At 61.8% G+C, this 17,548-nt stretch carries 10 protein-coding genes; 7 read left to right on the forward strand and 3 right to left on the reverse strand.

Going from position 1 to position 17,548, the window contains the following annotated elements; all coding sequences use genetic code 11:
• Positions 1–14: 14 nt before the first annotated feature.
• The 3 genes from R5M92_RS11755 to R5M92_RS11765 all read right to left on the reverse strand — a co-directional run bounded on the left by R5M92_RS11755 (position 15) and on the right by R5M92_RS11765 (position 4,172).
• On the reverse strand, positions 15–1,505 hold the full coding sequence (locus R5M92_RS11755; protein ID WP_346796129.1) for a SulP family inorganic anion transporter: 1,491 nt from the start codon (positions 1,503–1,505) through the stop codon (positions 15–17).
• 452 nt (positions 1,506–1,957) lie between these two features.
• Positions 1,958–2,740 (reverse strand): slipin family protein, encoded by a 783-nt coding sequence (locus R5M92_RS11760; RefSeq protein WP_346796130.1) that lies wholly within the window; start codon positions 2,738–2,740, stop codon positions 1,958–1,960.
• 25 nt (positions 2,741–2,765) lie between these two features.
• The gene (locus R5M92_RS11765; protein WP_346796131.1) at positions 2,766–4,172 is read right to left on the reverse strand and encodes a nodulation protein NfeD; all 1,407 of its coding nucleotides are present in this window, start codon (positions 4,170–4,172) and stop codon (positions 2,766–2,768) included.
• A 144-nt stretch (positions 4,173–4,316) separates the two neighbouring features.
• Between R5M92_RS11765 and R5M92_RS11770 the strand changes: the two genes are divergently transcribed.
• The 7 genes from R5M92_RS11770 (at position 4,317) to glgX (ending at position 17,517) form a co-directional block, all read left to right on the forward strand.
• Positions 4,317–5,330 carry an isocitrate dehydrogenase gene (locus R5M92_RS11770; protein ID WP_346796132.1) on the forward strand — a complete coding sequence of 338 codons (1,014 nt, stop codon included), beginning with the start codon at positions 4,317–4,319 and terminating at the stop codon, positions 5,328–5,330.
• Positions 5,331–5,858: 528 nt separating this feature from the next.
• On the forward strand, positions 5,859–7,526 hold the full coding sequence (gene glgA / locus R5M92_RS11775) for a glycogen synthase GlgA (protein ID WP_346796133.1): 1,668 nt from the start codon (positions 5,859–5,861) through the stop codon (positions 7,524–7,526).
• A gap of 14 nt (positions 7,527–7,540) precedes the next feature.
• Positions 7,541–9,403: a malto-oligosyltrehalose trehalohydrolase gene (treZ, locus tag R5M92_RS11780; RefSeq protein WP_346796135.1), complete on the forward strand. Its 1,863-nt coding sequence runs from the start codon at positions 7,541–7,543 to the stop codon at positions 9,401–9,403.
• Entirely contained in the window at positions 9,400–11,541 is a 2,142-nt protein-coding gene (gene malQ / locus R5M92_RS11785; RefSeq protein WP_346796136.1) for a 4-alpha-glucanotransferase, read from the forward strand. Before treZ ends, malQ begins: the two co-directional genes overlap by 4 nt.
• Positions 11,534–14,341, forward strand: a complete 2,808-nt coding sequence (gene treY / locus R5M92_RS11790; RefSeq protein ID WP_346796137.1) for a malto-oligosyltrehalose synthase — start codon at positions 11,534–11,536, stop codon at positions 14,339–14,341. The genes malQ and treY overlap by 8 nt, the downstream gene beginning before the upstream one ends.
• 131 nt (positions 14,342–14,472) lie before the next feature.
• Entirely contained in the window at positions 14,473–15,204 is a 732-nt protein-coding gene (locus R5M92_RS11795) for a DUF2934 domain-containing protein (protein WP_346796138.1), read from the forward strand.
• Positions 15,205–15,318: 114 nt separating this feature from the next.
• Entirely contained in the window at positions 15,319–17,517 is a 2,199-nt protein-coding gene (gene glgX, locus R5M92_RS11800; protein ID WP_346796139.1) for a glycogen debranching protein GlgX, read from the forward strand.
• Positions 17,518–17,548 lie beyond the last annotated feature (31 nt).

A 17,548-nucleotide genomic window follows, 5' to 3' on the forward strand; every position in this document is an offset into this window, starting at 1 on the left:
TCTCTCCCGCGCAATTAGTGGCCGCCCATGAGCTTTTCGACGGCATCCGGATCGTTGTGAACCGCATAGCGGTCGACGATGGTGGCGCTGGCCTCGTTCAGGCCGAACAACTCGACTTCGGTCCCCTCGCGGCGGAACTTGATGACCACTCGGTCCAGCGCCTGCACGGCGGTAATGTCCCAGAAGTGGGCACGTGACAGGTTGATGGTCACCTTGTCGATGCTCTCCTTGAAATCGAAGGCGCCATTGAAGTGCTCGGAAGAGGCGAAGAACACCTGCCCTACTACCTCGTACTCACGCTCGCGCCCGGCATCGATCTCCCTGGAGCCGATATACAGGATATTGCCCACCTTGTTGGCGAAAAACAGCGCGGCAAGCAGGACACCGACAAAGACGCCAATGGCCAGATTATGGGTGAAGACCACCACCACGACGGTAGCGAGCATGACGATATTGGTGCTCATGGGATGCTTCTTCAGATCGCGAATGGATTCCCAGCTGAACGTCCCGATGGAGACCATGATCATCACCGCGACCAGCGCCGCCATGGGAATCTGCGATACCCAGTCGGAGAGGAACACGACCAGGATCAGCAGAACCACCCCGGCGACAAGAGTGGAGAGTCTCCCACGTCCACCCGACTTCACGTTTATCACCGACTGGCCGATCATCGCGCAACCAGCCATGCCGCCCAGAAGCCCCGAGCCGATGTTGGCGATGCCCTGCCCCTTGCACTCGCGATTCTTGTCGCTGGGGGTATCGGTCAGATCGTCGACGATAGTCGCCGTCATCAACGACTCCAGAAGGCCCACTACGGCGAGCATTACCGAGTATGGCAGTATGATCATCAAGGTATCGAGATTCAGCGGCACATTCGGCCACAGAAAAACCGGCAATGTGTCTGGAAGCTCGCCCATGTCGCCGACGCTGCGGATATCCATGCCGCTCACCATGTAGACGATGGTCAGCACCACGATGCATACCAGCGGAGAGGGAATGGACTTGCCGATTACCGGCAGATAGGGAAACAGGTAGATGATGCCCAAGCCTGCCATCGTCATGGCGTAGACGTGCCAGGTGACGTTGGTGAGTTCGGGTAGCTGAGCCATGAAGATCAGGATCGCCAGGGCATTGACGAAGCCTGTCACCACCGAGCGCGAGACGAAACGCATCAGTTCGGCGAGCCGCAGGTAGCCGGCGACGATCTGCAAGACTCCGGTCAAAAGCGTCGCGGCCAGCAGATACTCGAGGCCATGCTCGCGAACCAGTGTCACCATCAACAAGGCCATGGCGCCGGTGGCAGCGGATATCATGCCCGGGCGGCCTCCGGTAAAGGCAATCACGACCGCGATACAGAACGAGGCATATAGCCCCACCTTAGGGTCCACTCCGGCGATGATGGAGAAGGCGATCGCCTCGGGAATCAACGCCAGGGCCACGACGATCCCGGCCAGGGTGTCGCCCTTGACATTGGAAAACCAGCTTTGCTTGAGAGTTTGCAGCATACGGGGGTCCAGAGGAGGAAAGTTAATGACAAGCGATTTTCATGCCACCTTTACAGGCAGCAGGAAGATATCGCGTGAAAGACGCAAGTTTTAGAATCTTCTAATTACGAGAGTTACCGCTACGTGCGGCATAATGACGACCACAAGGTGCCGTCGCGCCATGACAGCATGATGACGCTAAAAGACTGGGGAGGGGGCTTAACGCTAGGGTGGACTGCAGGCGGTCATTGAAATATCCAATAAGAATTGGCGTTTTGCAGCGCAAGAAATTACCGGGTTACTGGCCCTTGATTGAATCCTTGCGACAAGAGAGGCGGGATTCTAGCAGGATTTCCCTGCGACTTCACACCGCGGCTCTTCTACGGTCATCCATAGCTATCCCACGGCTGTTTATCCAATCTCCCCACAGCCGGCCAAGACGGCTGCGGGAGAATAGAGCGGATCGCGTTGAGTCATGCCTCGTTGGCAGGCGGGTTACGGGTCTCGGCGTGCTGTCGCATGTGCTTGAAGGCCTCCATGATATCCATCGGCAAGGGAAACACGATCGTCGAGGCGTTCTTGTTACTCATGTCGCTCATGGTCTGCAGGTAACGTAGCTGCAGAGCGGCGGAATTCTCCTGCATCACGTTGGCCGCCTCGACCAGCTTTTTCGATGCCTGCAACTCACCTTCGGCATGGATCACCTTGGCCCGCCGCTCGCGCTCGGCTTCCGCCTGGCGGGCGATGGCACGGATCATGCTCTCGTCCAGGTCGACATGCTTGATCTCCACATTGGCCACCTTGATACCCCACTCCTCGGTCTGCACATCGAGGATTTCCTGGATATCGTCGTTCAGCCTGTCGCGCTCGGATAGCATTTCATCGAGATCATGCTTGCCGAGCACCGAACGCAGCGTGGTCTGGGCCAGCTGGCTGGTGGCGATGGTAAAGTTCTCTACCTGAATGATCGCCTTTTCCGGGTCGATGACCCGAAAGTAGAGCACTGCATTCACCTTGACCGTCACGTTGTCCTGGGAAATGACATCCTGCTCCGGCACGTCCATGGTGATGGTACGCAGGTCCACCACTTCCATCTTCTGGATACCGGGGATGATGATGAACAGCCCCGGTCCCTTGACGCTCTGGTAGCGCCCGAGGAAAAACACCACGCCGCGCTTGTACTCCGGCAGGATACGAATCGAGGCCGCCACCAGCATCAGTAGCAGCACCACGGGTACGAGATAGGAAAGCATCATGGCCTGGCTCCTTACGGTTGGATTGTCAAAGCATGTCTTGCGTCTCTTGGGGCTCGCTTGGCGTAAGCGGCTCGATATGCAGCGTCAGCCCATCGACCCCCACCACCCGCAACCGCTGCCCGGCGGATACGGCGCTCGAGCTGCGTGCTTGCCATCGCTCTCCGCCCAGCCGCACGTACCCTCGCGTAGCAAAGGCCTCCAGGGCGATGACCTCATGGCCGATCAGTCCCGACTCGCCCGTTTTCGCCGCGTGACGCCTAAGCTCCATGAAACGGGTCAGGGTCCATAGCATGACACCCGCCGCCAGCAGGGCCACGCCCCCAATCAGCGGTAACGAAACGCGCAAATTCTCCGCATCCATCAACATGATCGAACCGAACACGAACGCCGCGATCCCACCGGCGCCCAGCACTCCGAAACTCGGCATCAGCGCCTCACCCACCATCAATGCCAGCCCCACGACCACCAGGGCCAGCCCTGCGTAGTTGATCGGCAGTACCTGAAACGCGAACATCGCCAGCAGCAGCGAGATGACGCCGATCGTGCCGGGGAAGAGCGAGCCCGGGCTTGCCAGCTCGAACACCAGCCCGTAAAAGCCGATGATCATCAGGAAATAGGCTACATTGGGATTGGTGATGATGCTCAACAAGCGGGTACGCCAATCCGGGTCGAAGCGCTCGATACCGAGGTCTGCCGTCTGCAGCATCTGCGCTCCGCTCGCCATGACTACCTCGCGACCGTCGATTCGGGTCAGCAACTCTTCCAGGTCGCCTGCCACTATATCGATGACGTTCTGTTCCAGCGCTTCGCGTTCGGTAAGATTGACCGCCTCGCGCACGGCTTCTTCCGCCCACTCGGCATTGCGCCCATGGCGTTCGGCCAGGCTGCGGATGAAACTCACGGCATCCTCCAGCACCTTGCGCTCCATGGCGCTGTCGCCACGCCGCGGCGTCTCGTCAGCGCCTGTTTCGCCCTCTTCGGGGCTGGCATCATCCTCTTCCGGAAAGCCATCACCCCCCATCGATACCGGTGTGGCCGAGCCCAGGTGCGTCGCCGGTGCCATCGCCGCCACATGGCTGCCGTAGAGCAGGTAGGTACCGGCGCTCGCCGCCCTGGCCCCGCTGGGCGAGACGTACATCACCACCGGAATATCCGCTCCCAGCATTTGCCGAATCATGTCTCGGGTGGTCTCAACCAGACCGCCCGGGGTATCCAGTCGGACGATCATTACTTCACTGCCCTGCTCTCGGGCGGTACGCAAGCCCCGTTCGAAATAATCCTTGGTCGCCGGGCCGATAGCGCCTTCCATCGTCAATACCAGAGCGTGACGCTCCTGCTGAGCCTGGGCCTGCCACGCCAGCAACGCCGCGCTCAAGACCAGGCAACAGCATGAAATCAACAGGACCCGCAAGGCTCGCGAATCGAGAGGCATCAGAGACTCCTTGGCACAAGAACGTTCGACCAATAGCGTTAGCGTAGCAGGCGAAAGCGGCTCAACACGTATGCCGTTCTCTAGTACCATGCGCCTGCGGCAAATCACCACGGATACGACCCACCCTGCCAGAAGGAGCAAGACATGAGCCAGACCATCGCGGTAATCAAAGGCGACGGTATCGGTCCGGAAATCATGGATGCCACCCTGCGCGTTCTCGATGCGCTGGATTGCGGCCTGGAATACGACTTTATCGACGCGGGCCTGACCGCGCTGGAAAAGCACGGCTCACTGATGCCCCAGGACTCACTCGACGCCATCGCGCGTTACGGTGTCGCGCTGAAAGGCCCGCTCACCACGCCGATCGGCAAAGGCTTCTCTTCGATCAACGTGCAGATGCGCCGCCACTTCGATCTCTACGCCAATGTGCGCCCGGCAATCACCTTCCCCGGCACACGCTCGCGCTATGACGATATCGACATGATTACCGTGCGCGAAAACACCGAAGGCGCCTACCTCTCGGAAGGCCAGGAATTCGTCGACGACGGCAATACCGGTCTTTCGGTGATCAAGGTCACCCGCCAAGGCTCCGAGCGCATCGTCCGCTACGCCTTCGAGCTGGCGAAAAACAACGGTCGCAAGAAAGTCACCGCGGTACACAAGGCCAATATCATCAAGACCAGCTCCGGCTTGTTTCTCGATGTGGCGCGGGAAGTCGCCAAGGAGTACCCCGACATCGAGTTTCAGGAGATGATCGTGGACAACGCCTGCATGCAGCTGGTGATGAACCCGCATCAGTTCGACGTCGTCGTCACCACCAACCTGTTCGGCGACATTCTCTCCGACCTGTGTGCTGGCCTGGTCGGCGGGCTAGGCCTGGCACCGGGGGCCAATATCGGTGAGAACGCCGCGATCTTTGAAGCCGTTCACGGCTCCGCGCCGGATATCGCCGGAAGGAAGATAGCCAATCCCTGCGCATTGCTGCTCGCTGCCGCGCAGATGCTGGACCATCTGGGTATGCCCGAGAAGGGTACCGCGATTCGTCAGGGCATTCGCCATGTCCTGGAAAGAAACCGCGACATGGTTACCCCGGACATGGGTGGCAGCGGCACCACCGATAGCTTCGCCGAGGCACTGGTGACAACGCTACGCGGGTAAAAAACGTTCTTCTTTCGTCTGTGCTTCATCGTGAGGCACAGGCGGTAATTTCACACTCCTTTAAAAAACAAATAGAAGCCGTTGATCGGTCATATAAGACAGCGCGCCTCAATATTCAAAACGAAGAAAACTTCATTATAACCGTTTACCTTAATCTCAATTAACCTTCGGTATTTAATCTCCACTTCGCTTCATCCCCTCTATCGGGAGTTCTCCAACTTGATATAGCATGCTTGATCTTAATCAACGTTATGGACGAATTCCGCTTCGCTAACTTATGATTTTCAACTATAACTGTTTACTAGCGTTTTCCGATGCAGGGCCTGACGGCAGGACCGCCAAGGGCAAGACTTATGGCACAAGCTCTATATCACAAGCTCTATATCACAAGCTCTATGTCACAAGATCCATGTCATAAGTTCAGTAACAATATCTATGACATAAATTCACGTCATGAGTTTATGTCATAAGAAAGAGTGGAATATCTAGTAAAGCACGGTTGACCATGCTACTCCAGGGAGGTTGAACATGGGCGTTGTGGGCGAGGCGATTACCGATAAAGGTGAGTCGGACAAGAGCACGAAAAAGAGTGGCGAACAGGATGAGTCAAACCTGATCGACACTTCTTATATATATCACCAACCTGTTCCCAAGCATCATTCAAATCATGATGTTACTGGTCGCAACCATAGCGTTATCGACCGGCGCGACAAAGATAGACTCGACTCTTCACAACGCATTCTATTCGTTACTACCGAGATCACCGATTTCGTCAAGGTCGGCGGTCTGGGCGACGTGTCGTCGTCGCTTCCCCGGGCTCTCGCGGCGCACCACGATGTTCGAGTGCTGATTCCCGCCTACCGTGAAATGATCGAGTCCGAGCATGAAATCGTCCCTGTCGGTCATGTACCGGCATTCGCTGGTTTGCCTGCCTGCGATATCGGCCAGATCACCTGCCGCGACGGGCTGATTCTGTATGTCCTGCTGTGCCCCGAGCTTTACGAGCGAGAAGGCACCCCCTATGGCGGCGGTTCGAGCGGCTATGGTGATGGTCAGGATGAAGGCTGGCAGGATAACGACATCCGCTTTGCCAGGTTGTCGCGAGCTGCTGCCGACATCGCCCTGGGCCAGGCGAACCTCGACTGGCAGCCCCAGCTTCTGCACCTGAACGACTGGGCGTGCGGCTTGGCCCCGGCTTACCTGCACTGGCAGGGACAACCCGTGCCGAGCATCTTCACCATCCACAACCTGGCTTACCAGGGCATCTTCGATGCCTCGCGCCTGGATGTACTTGGTATTCCTCACGAGGCATTCGATATCGAGGGGGTGGAGTATTACGGCGACCTTTCGTTCATGAAAGCGGGAATCGTCTACGCCTCGCATGTCACCACGGTCAGTGCGACCTATGCCCAGGAGATCACCACGGAAAAGTTTGGCTGCGGACTCGAAGGGTTGCTTCGCTGCAAGGCCGACCAGGGTCGCTTGAGTGGCATTCCCAATGGTATCGACGACTCCTGGGACCCACGCACCGATAGCCACCTGGCCCAGGCCTTCTCCTCCAACGACTGGCGCGGCAAGCGTGCCAATGCCGATTATGTGCGCCGCTATTTCGGTCTGGCATCCGGCCAGGGGCCGTTGTTCGCGGTGATATCACGCCTGGTGCACCAGAAGGGACTCGACCTGACCATCGAAGCCGCCAAGGCCATCGTGCATGCCGGGGGCCAGATCGTCTTCATGGGCAGTGGCGAACGGCATGTCGAAGACGCCCTGCGGGAGCTTGCCATACGCTTTCCCGGCGCCATCGCCGTCTATATCGGGTTTGACGAGTACCAGGCTCGCTGCCTCTTTGCCGGAAGCGATTTTCTGCTCATGCCGTCGCGTTTCGAACCCTGCGGGTTGAGCCAGATGTATGCCCAGCGCTTCGGCTCATTGCCTATCGCTCACCGCACCGGTGGCCTGGCCGATACCATCGAGGACGGCGTAACCGGTTTTCTCTTCGACGACATGCAATTCGGCAGCTACATGCATGCCATCCAACGGGCTTTCGCGGTACACAAGTCGACCGACCTCTTCAATGCCATGCGCGGTGCGGCGATGACGGGGCGCTATCACTGGCGGCAATCGATCGCACCTTACAGCAAGCTGTATCAGCAGGCACTTGAAGAAGCAGGAGACAAGGCGACACAGGCCCGGTGAAGGAGACGTCAGCGATGTTTGACCGGACACGGCGGAAAAAGACACCGTTTCAGCCCACCTTCGGCGCCCAGGTCGTCGAGGAAGGACGCACACGATTCGTACTCTGGGCGCCGGGGGCACACCGGGTCGACGTTGAAGTCGAGGGGCAGCCCGCCGTCACCATGACCCAGGCCGATGACGGTTGCGTCACTGCCGAGGTGGCCTGTGGGCACGGCGCTTGTTATCGCTATCGTATCTATGAAAAGCACGCTGAAGACGACGAGAGCGGCGACCCGGGCACCCTGGTGCCCGACCCCGCCGCCCGCGCTCAGGCCAGCGATATCGACGGACCCAGCGTGGTGATCGACCCCGACCACTACACCTGGAGAAATACCGAGTGGCAGGGGCGCCCCTGGCACGAAACCGTGCTCTACGAACTGCATGTCGGTGCCCTGGGCGGACTTGATGGCGTACGACAGCGCCTACCCTATCTTGCCGAACTCGGCGTGACCGCCATCGAACTGATGCCGGTCTCGGAATTCCCCGGCGCCCGTAACTGGGGCTATGACGGTGTGCTTCCCTACGCCGTGGAAGCCTCCTATGGCAGCCCCGACGAGATGAAAGCACTGGTCGACGAAGCCCACGGCCTCGGCCTGATGGTGTTTCTCGACGTGGTCTACAACCACTTCGGCCCTGACGGCAATTACCTGGCAAGCTACGCCGCCCCCTTCTTTCGCGAGGATATCGTCACGCCCTGGGGACCTTCGATCGATTTCCGCCAGCCTCAGGTGCGCCGCTATTTCATCGATAACGCCTTGATGTGGATTGAAGAGTACCGCCTGGACGGCCTGCGCTTCGACGCCGTCCATGCCATCAGCGAGAAGGATTTCCTGGTCGAACTCGCCGAGACGATACGCACCAATATCGACCCCGAGCGCCATGTCCATCTCGTGCTCGAGAACGAAGGCAACACCGCCAGCCTGCTCGATCAACGACATTTCACCGCCCAGTGGAATGACGACTGGCACAACGTGACGCATGTCTTGCTGACCGATGAGCACGAAGGCTATTACAGCGATTTCGTCGACAACGCCACGCCCCGTCTGGCCCGTTGCCTCAGCGAAGGCTTCATCTTCCAGGGCCACCGGTCGCGTCATGGTCATTCCCGAGGCGAGCCCAGCGCTCACCTGCCTCCCACCGCCTTCGTGGCGTTTCTGCAGAACCACGACCAGACCGGCAACCGTGCCCTCGGCGAGCGGCTGAGCGTACTCGCCGACCGCGAAGCACTGGCGGCAGCGACGGTACTGCTACTGCTTTCCCCCATGGTGCCGCTGCTGTTCATGGGCGAAGAGTGGGGGTCTACCCGGCCGTTTCTGTTCTTCACCGAACACAAGGAGGAACTCGCCCAGGCGGTTCGCGAAGGACGGCGTGCGGAGTTCGCCGACTTCAGTGCTTTTCAGAATCCGGCCACCCGCGAGCGCATTCCCGATCCCAACGCCCGGCAGACCTTCGACGCCTCGATTCCCGATTTCCAGGCACGGGCAACCCCTCCTCACGACGTCTGGCTTGCGCGCTATCGCACCCTGCTGGCGCTGCGTCACCAGCAGATCGTGCCGCGCCTTCCTGGCGCCGTAGCACTGGGCGCCGAGGCGATCGGCGACAAGGCCGTGGTGGCCCGCTGGCAAATGAATGATGAAACCCACCTGATGATAGCGCTCAACCTGGGCAAGCGGCCGGCACACCTTCCCGGCCTGTACGTTGGCCAACCATTGGCTGGACAACGGCTCTACGAAACCGGCGAGGGGGTCGCGGCAAGCGCGGAAAGCGGCCACCTGCCCGCCCAAGCCGCTGCCGCCTGGTTGTATCCCGCTTCGGGTGTCGAAGAGGTACGTTCATGAAAGACAAGCTAAGACAACTCGCCGAAGCCGCTGGGTTGTTGCTCGAGTGGGACAATAGCGACGGCGAACCGTGCCAGCTGCCCGAGCGGGTGCAACGCACGCTTCTGGAAATACTCGGCTTTCCCGCCGACAGCGACGCCACCATCGACGACAGCCTGCAGCGCCTCAAGCGCCTGCATGAACCGGCAAGTCCCGACCAGTGGCCGCCGCTGCTGACCGCCGACCGCGACACGCCGATCACCCTGCCCTCTTCGCTGCCTCCCGGCACCGTCTTTTCCTTGCTGCTGGAACAGGGCGAGCGCATCGAAGGCCGTCTCGACAGCCATGGCGCCCTGCCCGGCGTGGCTGAGATCGGCTACCACAAGCTGAACATTGCCGATACCCAGTTGACCCTGGCCGTCGCCCCGCAGAAGTGTTTTACACCGGGTGATGCCAGCGGTGAAAAATCGCCTCGTCTATGGGGCCTGGCGGCACAACTTTACGCTTTGCGCCGCCCCGGCGATGGCGGTATCGGCGATGCCCTGGCACTTGAGCACTGCGCCATCCGGGCGGCAGAGCAAGGCGCGGACGCCCTGGCGATCAGCCCGACACACGCCATGTTCAGCGCCGACACCGAGCGCTATAGCCCCTATTCTCCTTCCACGCGGCTACTCTATAACGTGCTTTACGGCGCGGCCGAAACCCTGCTGGGCGAAGCTCGCGTTCATCAGGCCCAGGCAGGCACCGGGCTCGAGGAAAAGATGCGCCATCTGGAAGCCGACGATCTTCTTGACTGGCCCGAGGCGGCGCGCACCAAGCTGACCTGGCTGCGCTTTCTCTACGATGACCTCATGGCTGGCGAGGATGAGGACAGCCAGGCCCTGCGCCAGCAATTGGAGGAGTTTCGCCGGGCGGGCGGCGATCTGCTGGAGAATCACTGCCGCTTCGAAGCCCTGCAGCATGAGCGCGGACCCGGTGACTGGCGCGAGTGGCCCGAGGCGCTGCGCGACCCGCAAAGTCCCGAGGTGGCTAGCTTCGCCCAGAAACACGCCCATGAAGTGGGCTTTCACGCCTTTCTGCAGTGGATCGTCGCCGATGGGCTGTCGCGCGCCCAACAGGCGACCCGTGACAGCGGCATGGCGGTAGGGTTGATCGCCGACCTGGCGGTGGGTGCCGATGCTGCCGGCAGCCAGACATGGAGTCGCCAGACGGAAATGCTGGAAGGCGTCTCCATCGGCGCCCCACCCGACCTGCTCAACGGCCAGGGTCAGGACTGGGGTCTCGCTGCTTTCTCGCCTTATGGCCTGGTGCGTTCGGGCTTTCGCAGCTTCATCGACATGTTGCGCAGCGCCTTCGCCCAGGCCGGCGGAGTGCGGATCGATCACGTCCTCGGCCTGATGCGTCTGTGGCTGGTTCCTCATGGCGCGCCGCCCACGCAAGGCGGCTACCTGCGCTTTCCACTGGACGACATGCTGCGCCTGGTGGCGCTGGAATCCTGGCGTCACCGCGGCATCGTCATCGGCGAGGATCTCGGCACCGTGGCGCCCGGCTTTCGCCAGCGCCTTGCCGCGCGCGGCATCCTGGGCATGCAGGTGCTGTGGTTCGAGCAGGATGAGGATGAGCAGTATCTCGCCGCCAGCGACTGGTCGGCCGATGCCATGGCGACCACCTCGACTCATGACCTGCCGACCGTGGCCGGCTGGTGGGTGGGGCGCGACATCGACTGGCGCAGCCGCCTGGGCCTGCTCAAGGAATCGCAAAGCGCCGACAGCGAAAAGCAGGCCCGGCGCCAAGAGCGGGCCAAGCTGGCCGCCACGCTCGGTTTGCTGGGCGACACGCCCACCGCCGAGACGCTGGAAGCCGCCGATATCCCCGCCTCGCTGGTACTCGATTCCTGCGCTCGCCACCTGGGCCGCACTCCCGCGCCATTGATGCTGCTCCCGGTAGAGGACGCCCTGGGACTCGAAGAGCAGGCCAACCTGCCGAATACCATCGACGAGCATCCCAACTGGCGCCGGCGCTGGGCAGTCGATGCCGAGGAATTGCTGGCATCGAGCGAGGTCCGCGAGCGACTTGCCCAACTGGACCGCACTCGCAAGAGCGGCTCGAGCCGTGAGCCATCGAGACAGAGCGCCAACGGGAGGTCGGGCCATGAATGAGATTCGCGCCACCGTCCGGCTACAGTTCCATCGCGGCTTCACTCTGGAAGATGCCGAACGCTGGGTGGATTACTACGCCGCCCTTGGCATCAGCCATATCTACGCCTCGCCGCTGCAGGCGTCGCGTGCCGGCTCGTCCCACGGTTACGACGGCATCGACCCCACCCGTATCGACCCCGAACTGGGTGGCGAGGCTGCACTGGAGCGCCTGGTGTCACGGCTGCGTTCGCGCGGCATGGGGCTGATTCTCGATATCGTCCCCAACCATCTGGCGGTGGGCGGCTCGCAGAACCCCTGGTGGCAGGACGTACTGGCCTGGGGCAGCGACAGCCCCTACGCCGAGTTCTTCGATATCGACTGGCGCTCTGATGACCCATCGCTTGCCGGAAAACTGCTGGTGCCGTTTCTGGGAGAAGCCTACGCCGACATCCTACATTCGGGACAGCTGGCGCTTTGTTACGACGCGGAAACGGCCGGCTTTCACGTTGCCTACCACGAGCATCGTTTTCCCATCGACCCACGTCACAACGGCGACATACTGCGCTTTACCGAGCACAACGTGCTCTACGAGCAGGCGGCATTTTTCGACGCCCTGCAGCAACGTGACGATGCCTATACCGCCGTTGGCGACACCCGCGTGCAGCTGCGCAAGGCGATGGAATCCCCCGATGCCCGGCAAGCGCTCGATACCACCATGGCGCTGTTCGACGGCGGCGACCCCAACGGCGCCATTCGCCTTCACGCCTTGCTCGAACGCCAGCATTATCGCCTGGCGTGGTGGCGCACCGCCTCCGACGAGATCAACTGGCGGCGTTTCTTCGACGTTACCGAGCTGGGCGGCGTACGCGTCGAAGTGCCGGAAGTCTTCGAGGCCGTCCACGCCCTGCCGCTGCGGCTGGTCGAGGCGGGCTGGGTCGACGGCCTGCGGGTCGATCATGTCGATGGGCTGGCCGACCCGCGCGGTTACTGTCTGCACCTGCGCCAGCGCCTGGATGAACTAGAGACAAAACGGCCGGCCGATGCGCCGCGTCATGTCGCGCTCTATGTCGAGAAGATCCTGGGTGACAACGAGACGCTGCACTCCGACTGGGGTGTGGACGGTACCAGCGGCTACGAATTCATGAACGAGGTGTCGGGGATACAGCATGACCCGGCGGGTGCCGCGCCCCTGCGTCGGCTCTGGGGTGAGGTCAGCGGCCGCGATCCTGATTTCCTTGCCGAGGTACGCCTTGCCCGGCGCGAGATTCTCACGTCACTGCTGGCCAGTGAATTCACGGCCTGCGCCCGTGCCCTGCACACCGTCGCCCGCGCCCGACTGGCCAGCCGTGACGTTACCCTGGCGGCGATTCGCCGGGCGTTGCAAGCATTGATCGTACATTTTCCCATTTATCGCAGCTATGCCGACGACGGCGGCCGCCCCGATACCGATGCCCCTTTCTTCGCGCACGCCATGCGGGGGGCCAAGAAGGAGTTGAGCCCGCCGGACGCCGCCGTTCTCGAGGACCTGGACGCCTGGCTGGGCGGCGAAGCGCCACGTGACTGCGCCGACGATGAAGAGCGCCGACTGCGCCAGCGCGCCATCGTACGCTTTCAGCAGCTTACCTCACCGATCGCCGCCAAGGCGGTTGAAGATACCGCCGGATATCGCAGCGCGGTGTTGATCTCGCGTAACGACGTGGGTTTCGATGGTGAGCACTTCCATCACACGGTCGACCAGTTTCACGCGGCGAATGCCTGGCGAGCCGGCCATTTCCCCCAAGCGATGGTGACCACCGCGACCCACGACCACAAACGAGGCGAGGATATTCGCGCCCGGCTGGCCGCGCTCAGCGAACATGCCAAGACCTTTGCCGGCCAGGTCGAGCGCTGGCGGCGCATGGCGGCACCGCTGCGGCGCTCGCTGCCCGACGGGATCGCCCCCTCCCCGGGCGATGAGCTGATTCTCTACCAGATCCTGCTGGGAGCCTGGCCGCCGACGCTCGATCCGCAACACAGCGACGACATGCAGGCCTTTACCCAGCGGCTCGTCCAATGGCAACAGAAGGCCTTGCGTGAAGCCAAGTTGCGCAGCCATTGGCTGTGGCCCGACGAAGCGTACGAGTCGGCCTGCCGGGCTTTCCTGAAAGGACTTTTGACCACGCCGCCCCTGCGCGACTCCATCGCCGAGGCGGCGCGCGCACTCGACCTTCCCGGCGCCGTCAACGGCCTGGCGCAGACGACTCTGCGCCTGACCGTACCCGGCGTACCGGACCTCTACCAGGGGGGTGAGTTCTGGGACTATAGCCTGGTCGACCCCGACAACCGGCGCCCCGTCGACCACGGCGCACGACAGGCGGCCCTGAACGAAGCCCTAACTCCCGCGGCGGCTCTGCCAAGCTGGCGTGACGGGCGAGTGAAGCAGGCTCTTATCTTCCGGCTGCTGGCGTTGCGTCAGCGCTGTCCCCGGCTGTTCGCTCACGGCGATTACCGCCCCCTTACGGCGACAGGGGCAAAGGCCGACCGAGTGGTGGCTTTTACCCGCCGATACGCCGGTTACCAGATGCTGGTGGTGGTACCTCGGCTCACCGCCGAGCTGCTCGATGAGGCCGAGCATCCCCATATCTCACCGCAGCAATGGGGCGACACCCGCCTGCAGCCGCAAGCCGGATTTTGGCAAGGTGCCCTGACAGATACCACACTGGAGGTAGGCGACGAGGGTATCTCCATCGCTACCCTGTTGGCGGAGTTGCCCGTGGGGGTCTTCCTGCGTGACGACACCGCCGACAACGCCCCGACAAGATCTCGCGCCGACATGCTCTGACTGGCTAGCTTTACTGACTTGCTCTTAGTGACTTGCTCTTGCAGACACAGCCATACAGCGACACCACCGGATAGCGGTTTCGCGATTCAGAAACATCGAACCACATTGAATAGCCTATAGGGAGAGCTGAGATGACTGACGAAGAACGCGTACGTCAACTGGCCTACAGCATCTGGGAAGCCGAAGGACGTCCCGAGGGGCAGCAGCAACAACATTGGGACAGGGCGCTGAAGATCGCCGCTACCGAGCAGGTGGCGGGCAACGAGGCCGAGCTGGAAGAAGTGGGCGAGCCGCTCGACGAGACGCCCATCCTGGAAGATGACCTGCCGCTGGAGGACGACGAACGCGGCATTCAGGAGAACCGCCTGCCGCTGGATGATCCCGAGGGCGAGCCCGACTTCGATGAACTGCCCTACCGCGACGATCGCGACGTTGCCCAGGACGTGCCGGTGCAGGATCGCGGCAGTCCGGGCGAGACCGCGGACGAGCACGTGCCCACGGCGGCTTCGACGCAGCCGCTGCCGGCGGAGTCCGCCGCGGGCAGCGACCCCATCGAGGAGCAGGACAAGCAGATGGCGATGGAGGAGCCTGGCGAGCCGGGCTACCCCCCCGAGACTATCGAGCCACCAGCCGGGCCGATGGAGCCGATGCCCGAGGACTCCGCCACGGCGACACGTGCCCGTCGCCCTCGCCGCGACGAAGACACCCTGACCGCTCCCAATGCAACCGATACGACCCAGGTGCCGGGCAAGAAAGCGGGACGAGGCCAGTCTCAGCGCAAGGCCACGACAGCAAAAGCCGACGCCAAGCCCGCGAAGAAAACCACGCCAAAGGCGAAGAAGACGACCAAGCCTAAGCCCTAGACCGGCTACCGCAGCTAGAACGGCTATCAAGAACGCAGACAGCAGCCAAGACCGCGAACCGTGATGAAACCGTAACAAACATGAGAGCACCCGAACGGCTCAAGGACGAATGCGATGAATACAAGCCAAGCCACGCGGGACGGCGACAAGTCCGTCGCCACTGATGAGTCGCCCAGTGTCATGCGGCGCTCACGCGTGAATGAAGGATGGTCGTTTCCGCTGGGCGCGACCTGGGATGGCCTGGGGGTGAATTTCGCGCTGTTCTCGGCCCATGCCACTCGGGTCGAACTGTGTCTGTTCGATGAAACCGGCGAGCAGGAGCTCGAACGTATCGAACTGCCCGAATACACCGACGAAGTCTGGCACGGCTACCTGCCCGATGCCCGTCCCGGCCAGCTCTACGGCTATCGGGTGCATGGCCCCTACGCCCCCGAGGAAGGGCACCGCTTCAACCCCAACAAGTTGCTGCTCGATCCCTACGCCAAGCAGATCGTCGGCGAACTCAAGTGGGACGAAGCGCTGTTCGGCTACACCATCGGCCACGATGACGGCGATCTCAGCTTCGATGAGCGTGACAGTGCGCCGTTCATGCCGCGCTGTAGAGTGGTCGACCCCGCCTTCACCTGGGGACGCTCGCGGGGTGTCCAGCTCCCCTGGGACCATACCATCCTCTACGAGACCCACGTGCGCGGCTACACTATGCGCCATCCGTCGGTTCCCGAAGCGCTGCGCGGTACCTTCGCCGGGCTGATGGTCAACGACGTGGTCGATTACATCCATTCGCTCGGCGTGTCCTCGGTGGAACTATTGCCGATCCACGCCTTCGTCGACGACCAGCATCTGCTGGAGCAGGGACTGCACAACTACTGGGGCTACAACACCCTGGGGTTCTTCGCTCCCCATTCCCGCTATCTTGCCGGCGAAAGCATCCATGAGTTCAAGGAACTGGTGGCGCGCTACCACGCCGCCGATCTGGAAGTCATTCTCGATGTGGTCTACAACCACACTGCCGAAGGCAACGAGCTCGGCCCCACGCTCTCGCTCAAGGGGATCGACAACGCCTCCTACTACCGACTGATGCCCGACGAGCCGCGCTACTACATCGACGATACCGGCACCGGCAACACCCTGAACCTGAGCCATCAGCGGGTGCTGCAGATGGTCACCGACTCGTTGCGCTACTGGGCCACGGAAATGCGGGTCGACGGTTTTCGTTTCGACCTGGCGACCATTCTCGGACGCGAGCCCCACGGCTTCGATGAAGGCGGCGGTTTCCTCGACTCCTGCCGGCAGGACCCGATCCTCAGCCAGGTGAAGCTGATCGCCGAACCCTGGGATTGCGGCCCCGGCGGCTATCAGGTGGGCGGTTTCCCGCCGGGCTGGGCGGAGTGGAACGACCGTTATCGCGATACCATCCGTGCCTTCTGGCGGGGAGACGAGGGCCAACTGCCGGAGCTGGCCACCCGTCTCATGGGGTCTGCAGACTTCTTCAACCGGCGCGGCCGGCGGCCGTTCGCCTCGGTCAATTTCGTCACCGCACACGATGGCTACACCCTGCACGACCTGGTGGCCTACAACGACAAGCACAACGAGGCCAACGGCGAGGACAACAACGACGGCCACGATAACAACCTGTCATGGAACCACGGCGAAGAGGGCCCCAGCGAAGACGGCGAAATCCAGGCTCTGCGGTTGCGCCAGATTCGCAACTTCATCGCCACCATCCTGTTCTCCCAGGGCACCCCCATGCTGTTGGCCGGCGACGAGTTGTTGCGTACCCAGCAGGGCAACAACAACGCCTACTGCCAGGACAACGAAATCAGCTGGTTGAACTGGAATCTCGACGGTGACGCCCACGCCATGATCGAGTATGTCCGCCGCGTGAGTGCGCTGCGGATGCGCTATCCCATTTTGCGACGCGGTCGCTTTCTCTCCGGCGAGTACAACGAGGAGATGGGGCTCAAGGAAGTCACCTGGCTGGCCCCGGATGGCGCCGAAATGGATGTCGAACGCTGGGAGGACTCCGAAGCGCGCACCCTCGGCCTGTTGCTTGACGGGCGCGCCCAACCCTCGGGCATTCGCCGTGCCGGTGCCGATGACACCTTGCTGTTGATATTCAACGCTCACCACGAGGAAGTGGCTTTTCACTTACCCGAGGCACCGAGCGGCGGCGGTTGGTTATGCCGCCTCGATACCAGCCGGACCCTGGAGGAAGAACCCTTCCAGCGCGCCTTCGGTGAGGAACATGTGATGGAAGGCCGTTCGCTGGCCCTGCTGGAGTTGGTGCAGCGGGCCGATGTCGCCGTTACCTAGACATGAGGCGGCGCGGACATGGCCGGTGCCG

The sequence above is a fragment of the Halomonas sp. Bachu 37 genome (assembly GCF_039691755.1).
In the GTDB taxonomy this organism is placed as follows: Bacteria; Pseudomonadota; Gammaproteobacteria; order Pseudomonadales; family Halomonadaceae; genus Vreelandella; species Vreelandella kashgarensis.

Bases quoted from the DNA above. Each gene is read 5' to 3' on its own strand.
- R5M92_RS11755 (WP_346796129.1), bottom strand. From the start codon at position 1,505: ATGCTGCAAACTCTCAAGCAAAGCTGGTTTTCCAATGTCAAGGGCGAC.
- R5M92_RS11760 (WP_346796130.1), bottom strand. From the start codon at position 2,740: ATGATGCTTTCCTATCTCGTACCCGTGGTGCTGCTACTGATGCTGGTG.
- R5M92_RS11765 (WP_346796131.1), bottom strand. From the start codon at position 4,172: ATGCCTCTCGATTCGCGAGCCTTGCGGGTCCTGTTGATTTCATGCTGT.
- R5M92_RS11770 (WP_346796132.1), top strand. From the start codon at position 4,317: ATGAGCCAGACCATCGCGGTAATCAAAGGCGACGGTATCGGTCCGGAA.
- glgA (WP_346796133.1), top strand. From the start codon at position 5,859: ATGGGCGTTGTGGGCGAGGCGATTACCGATAAAGGTGAGTCGGACAAG.
- treZ (WP_346796135.1), top strand. From the start codon at position 7,541: ATGTTTGACCGGACACGGCGGAAAAAGACACCGTTTCAGCCCACCTTC.
- malQ (WP_346796136.1), top strand. From the start codon at position 9,400: ATGAAAGACAAGCTAAGACAACTCGCCGAAGCCGCTGGGTTGTTGCTC.
- treY (WP_346796137.1), top strand. From the start codon at position 11,534: ATGAATGAGATTCGCGCCACCGTCCGGCTACAGTTCCATCGCGGCTTC.
- R5M92_RS11795 (WP_346796138.1), top strand. From the start codon at position 14,473: ATGACTGACGAAGAACGCGTACGTCAACTGGCCTACAGCATCTGGGAA.
- glgX (WP_346796139.1), top strand. From the start codon at position 15,319: ATGAATACAAGCCAAGCCACGCGGGACGGCGACAAGTCCGTCGCCACT.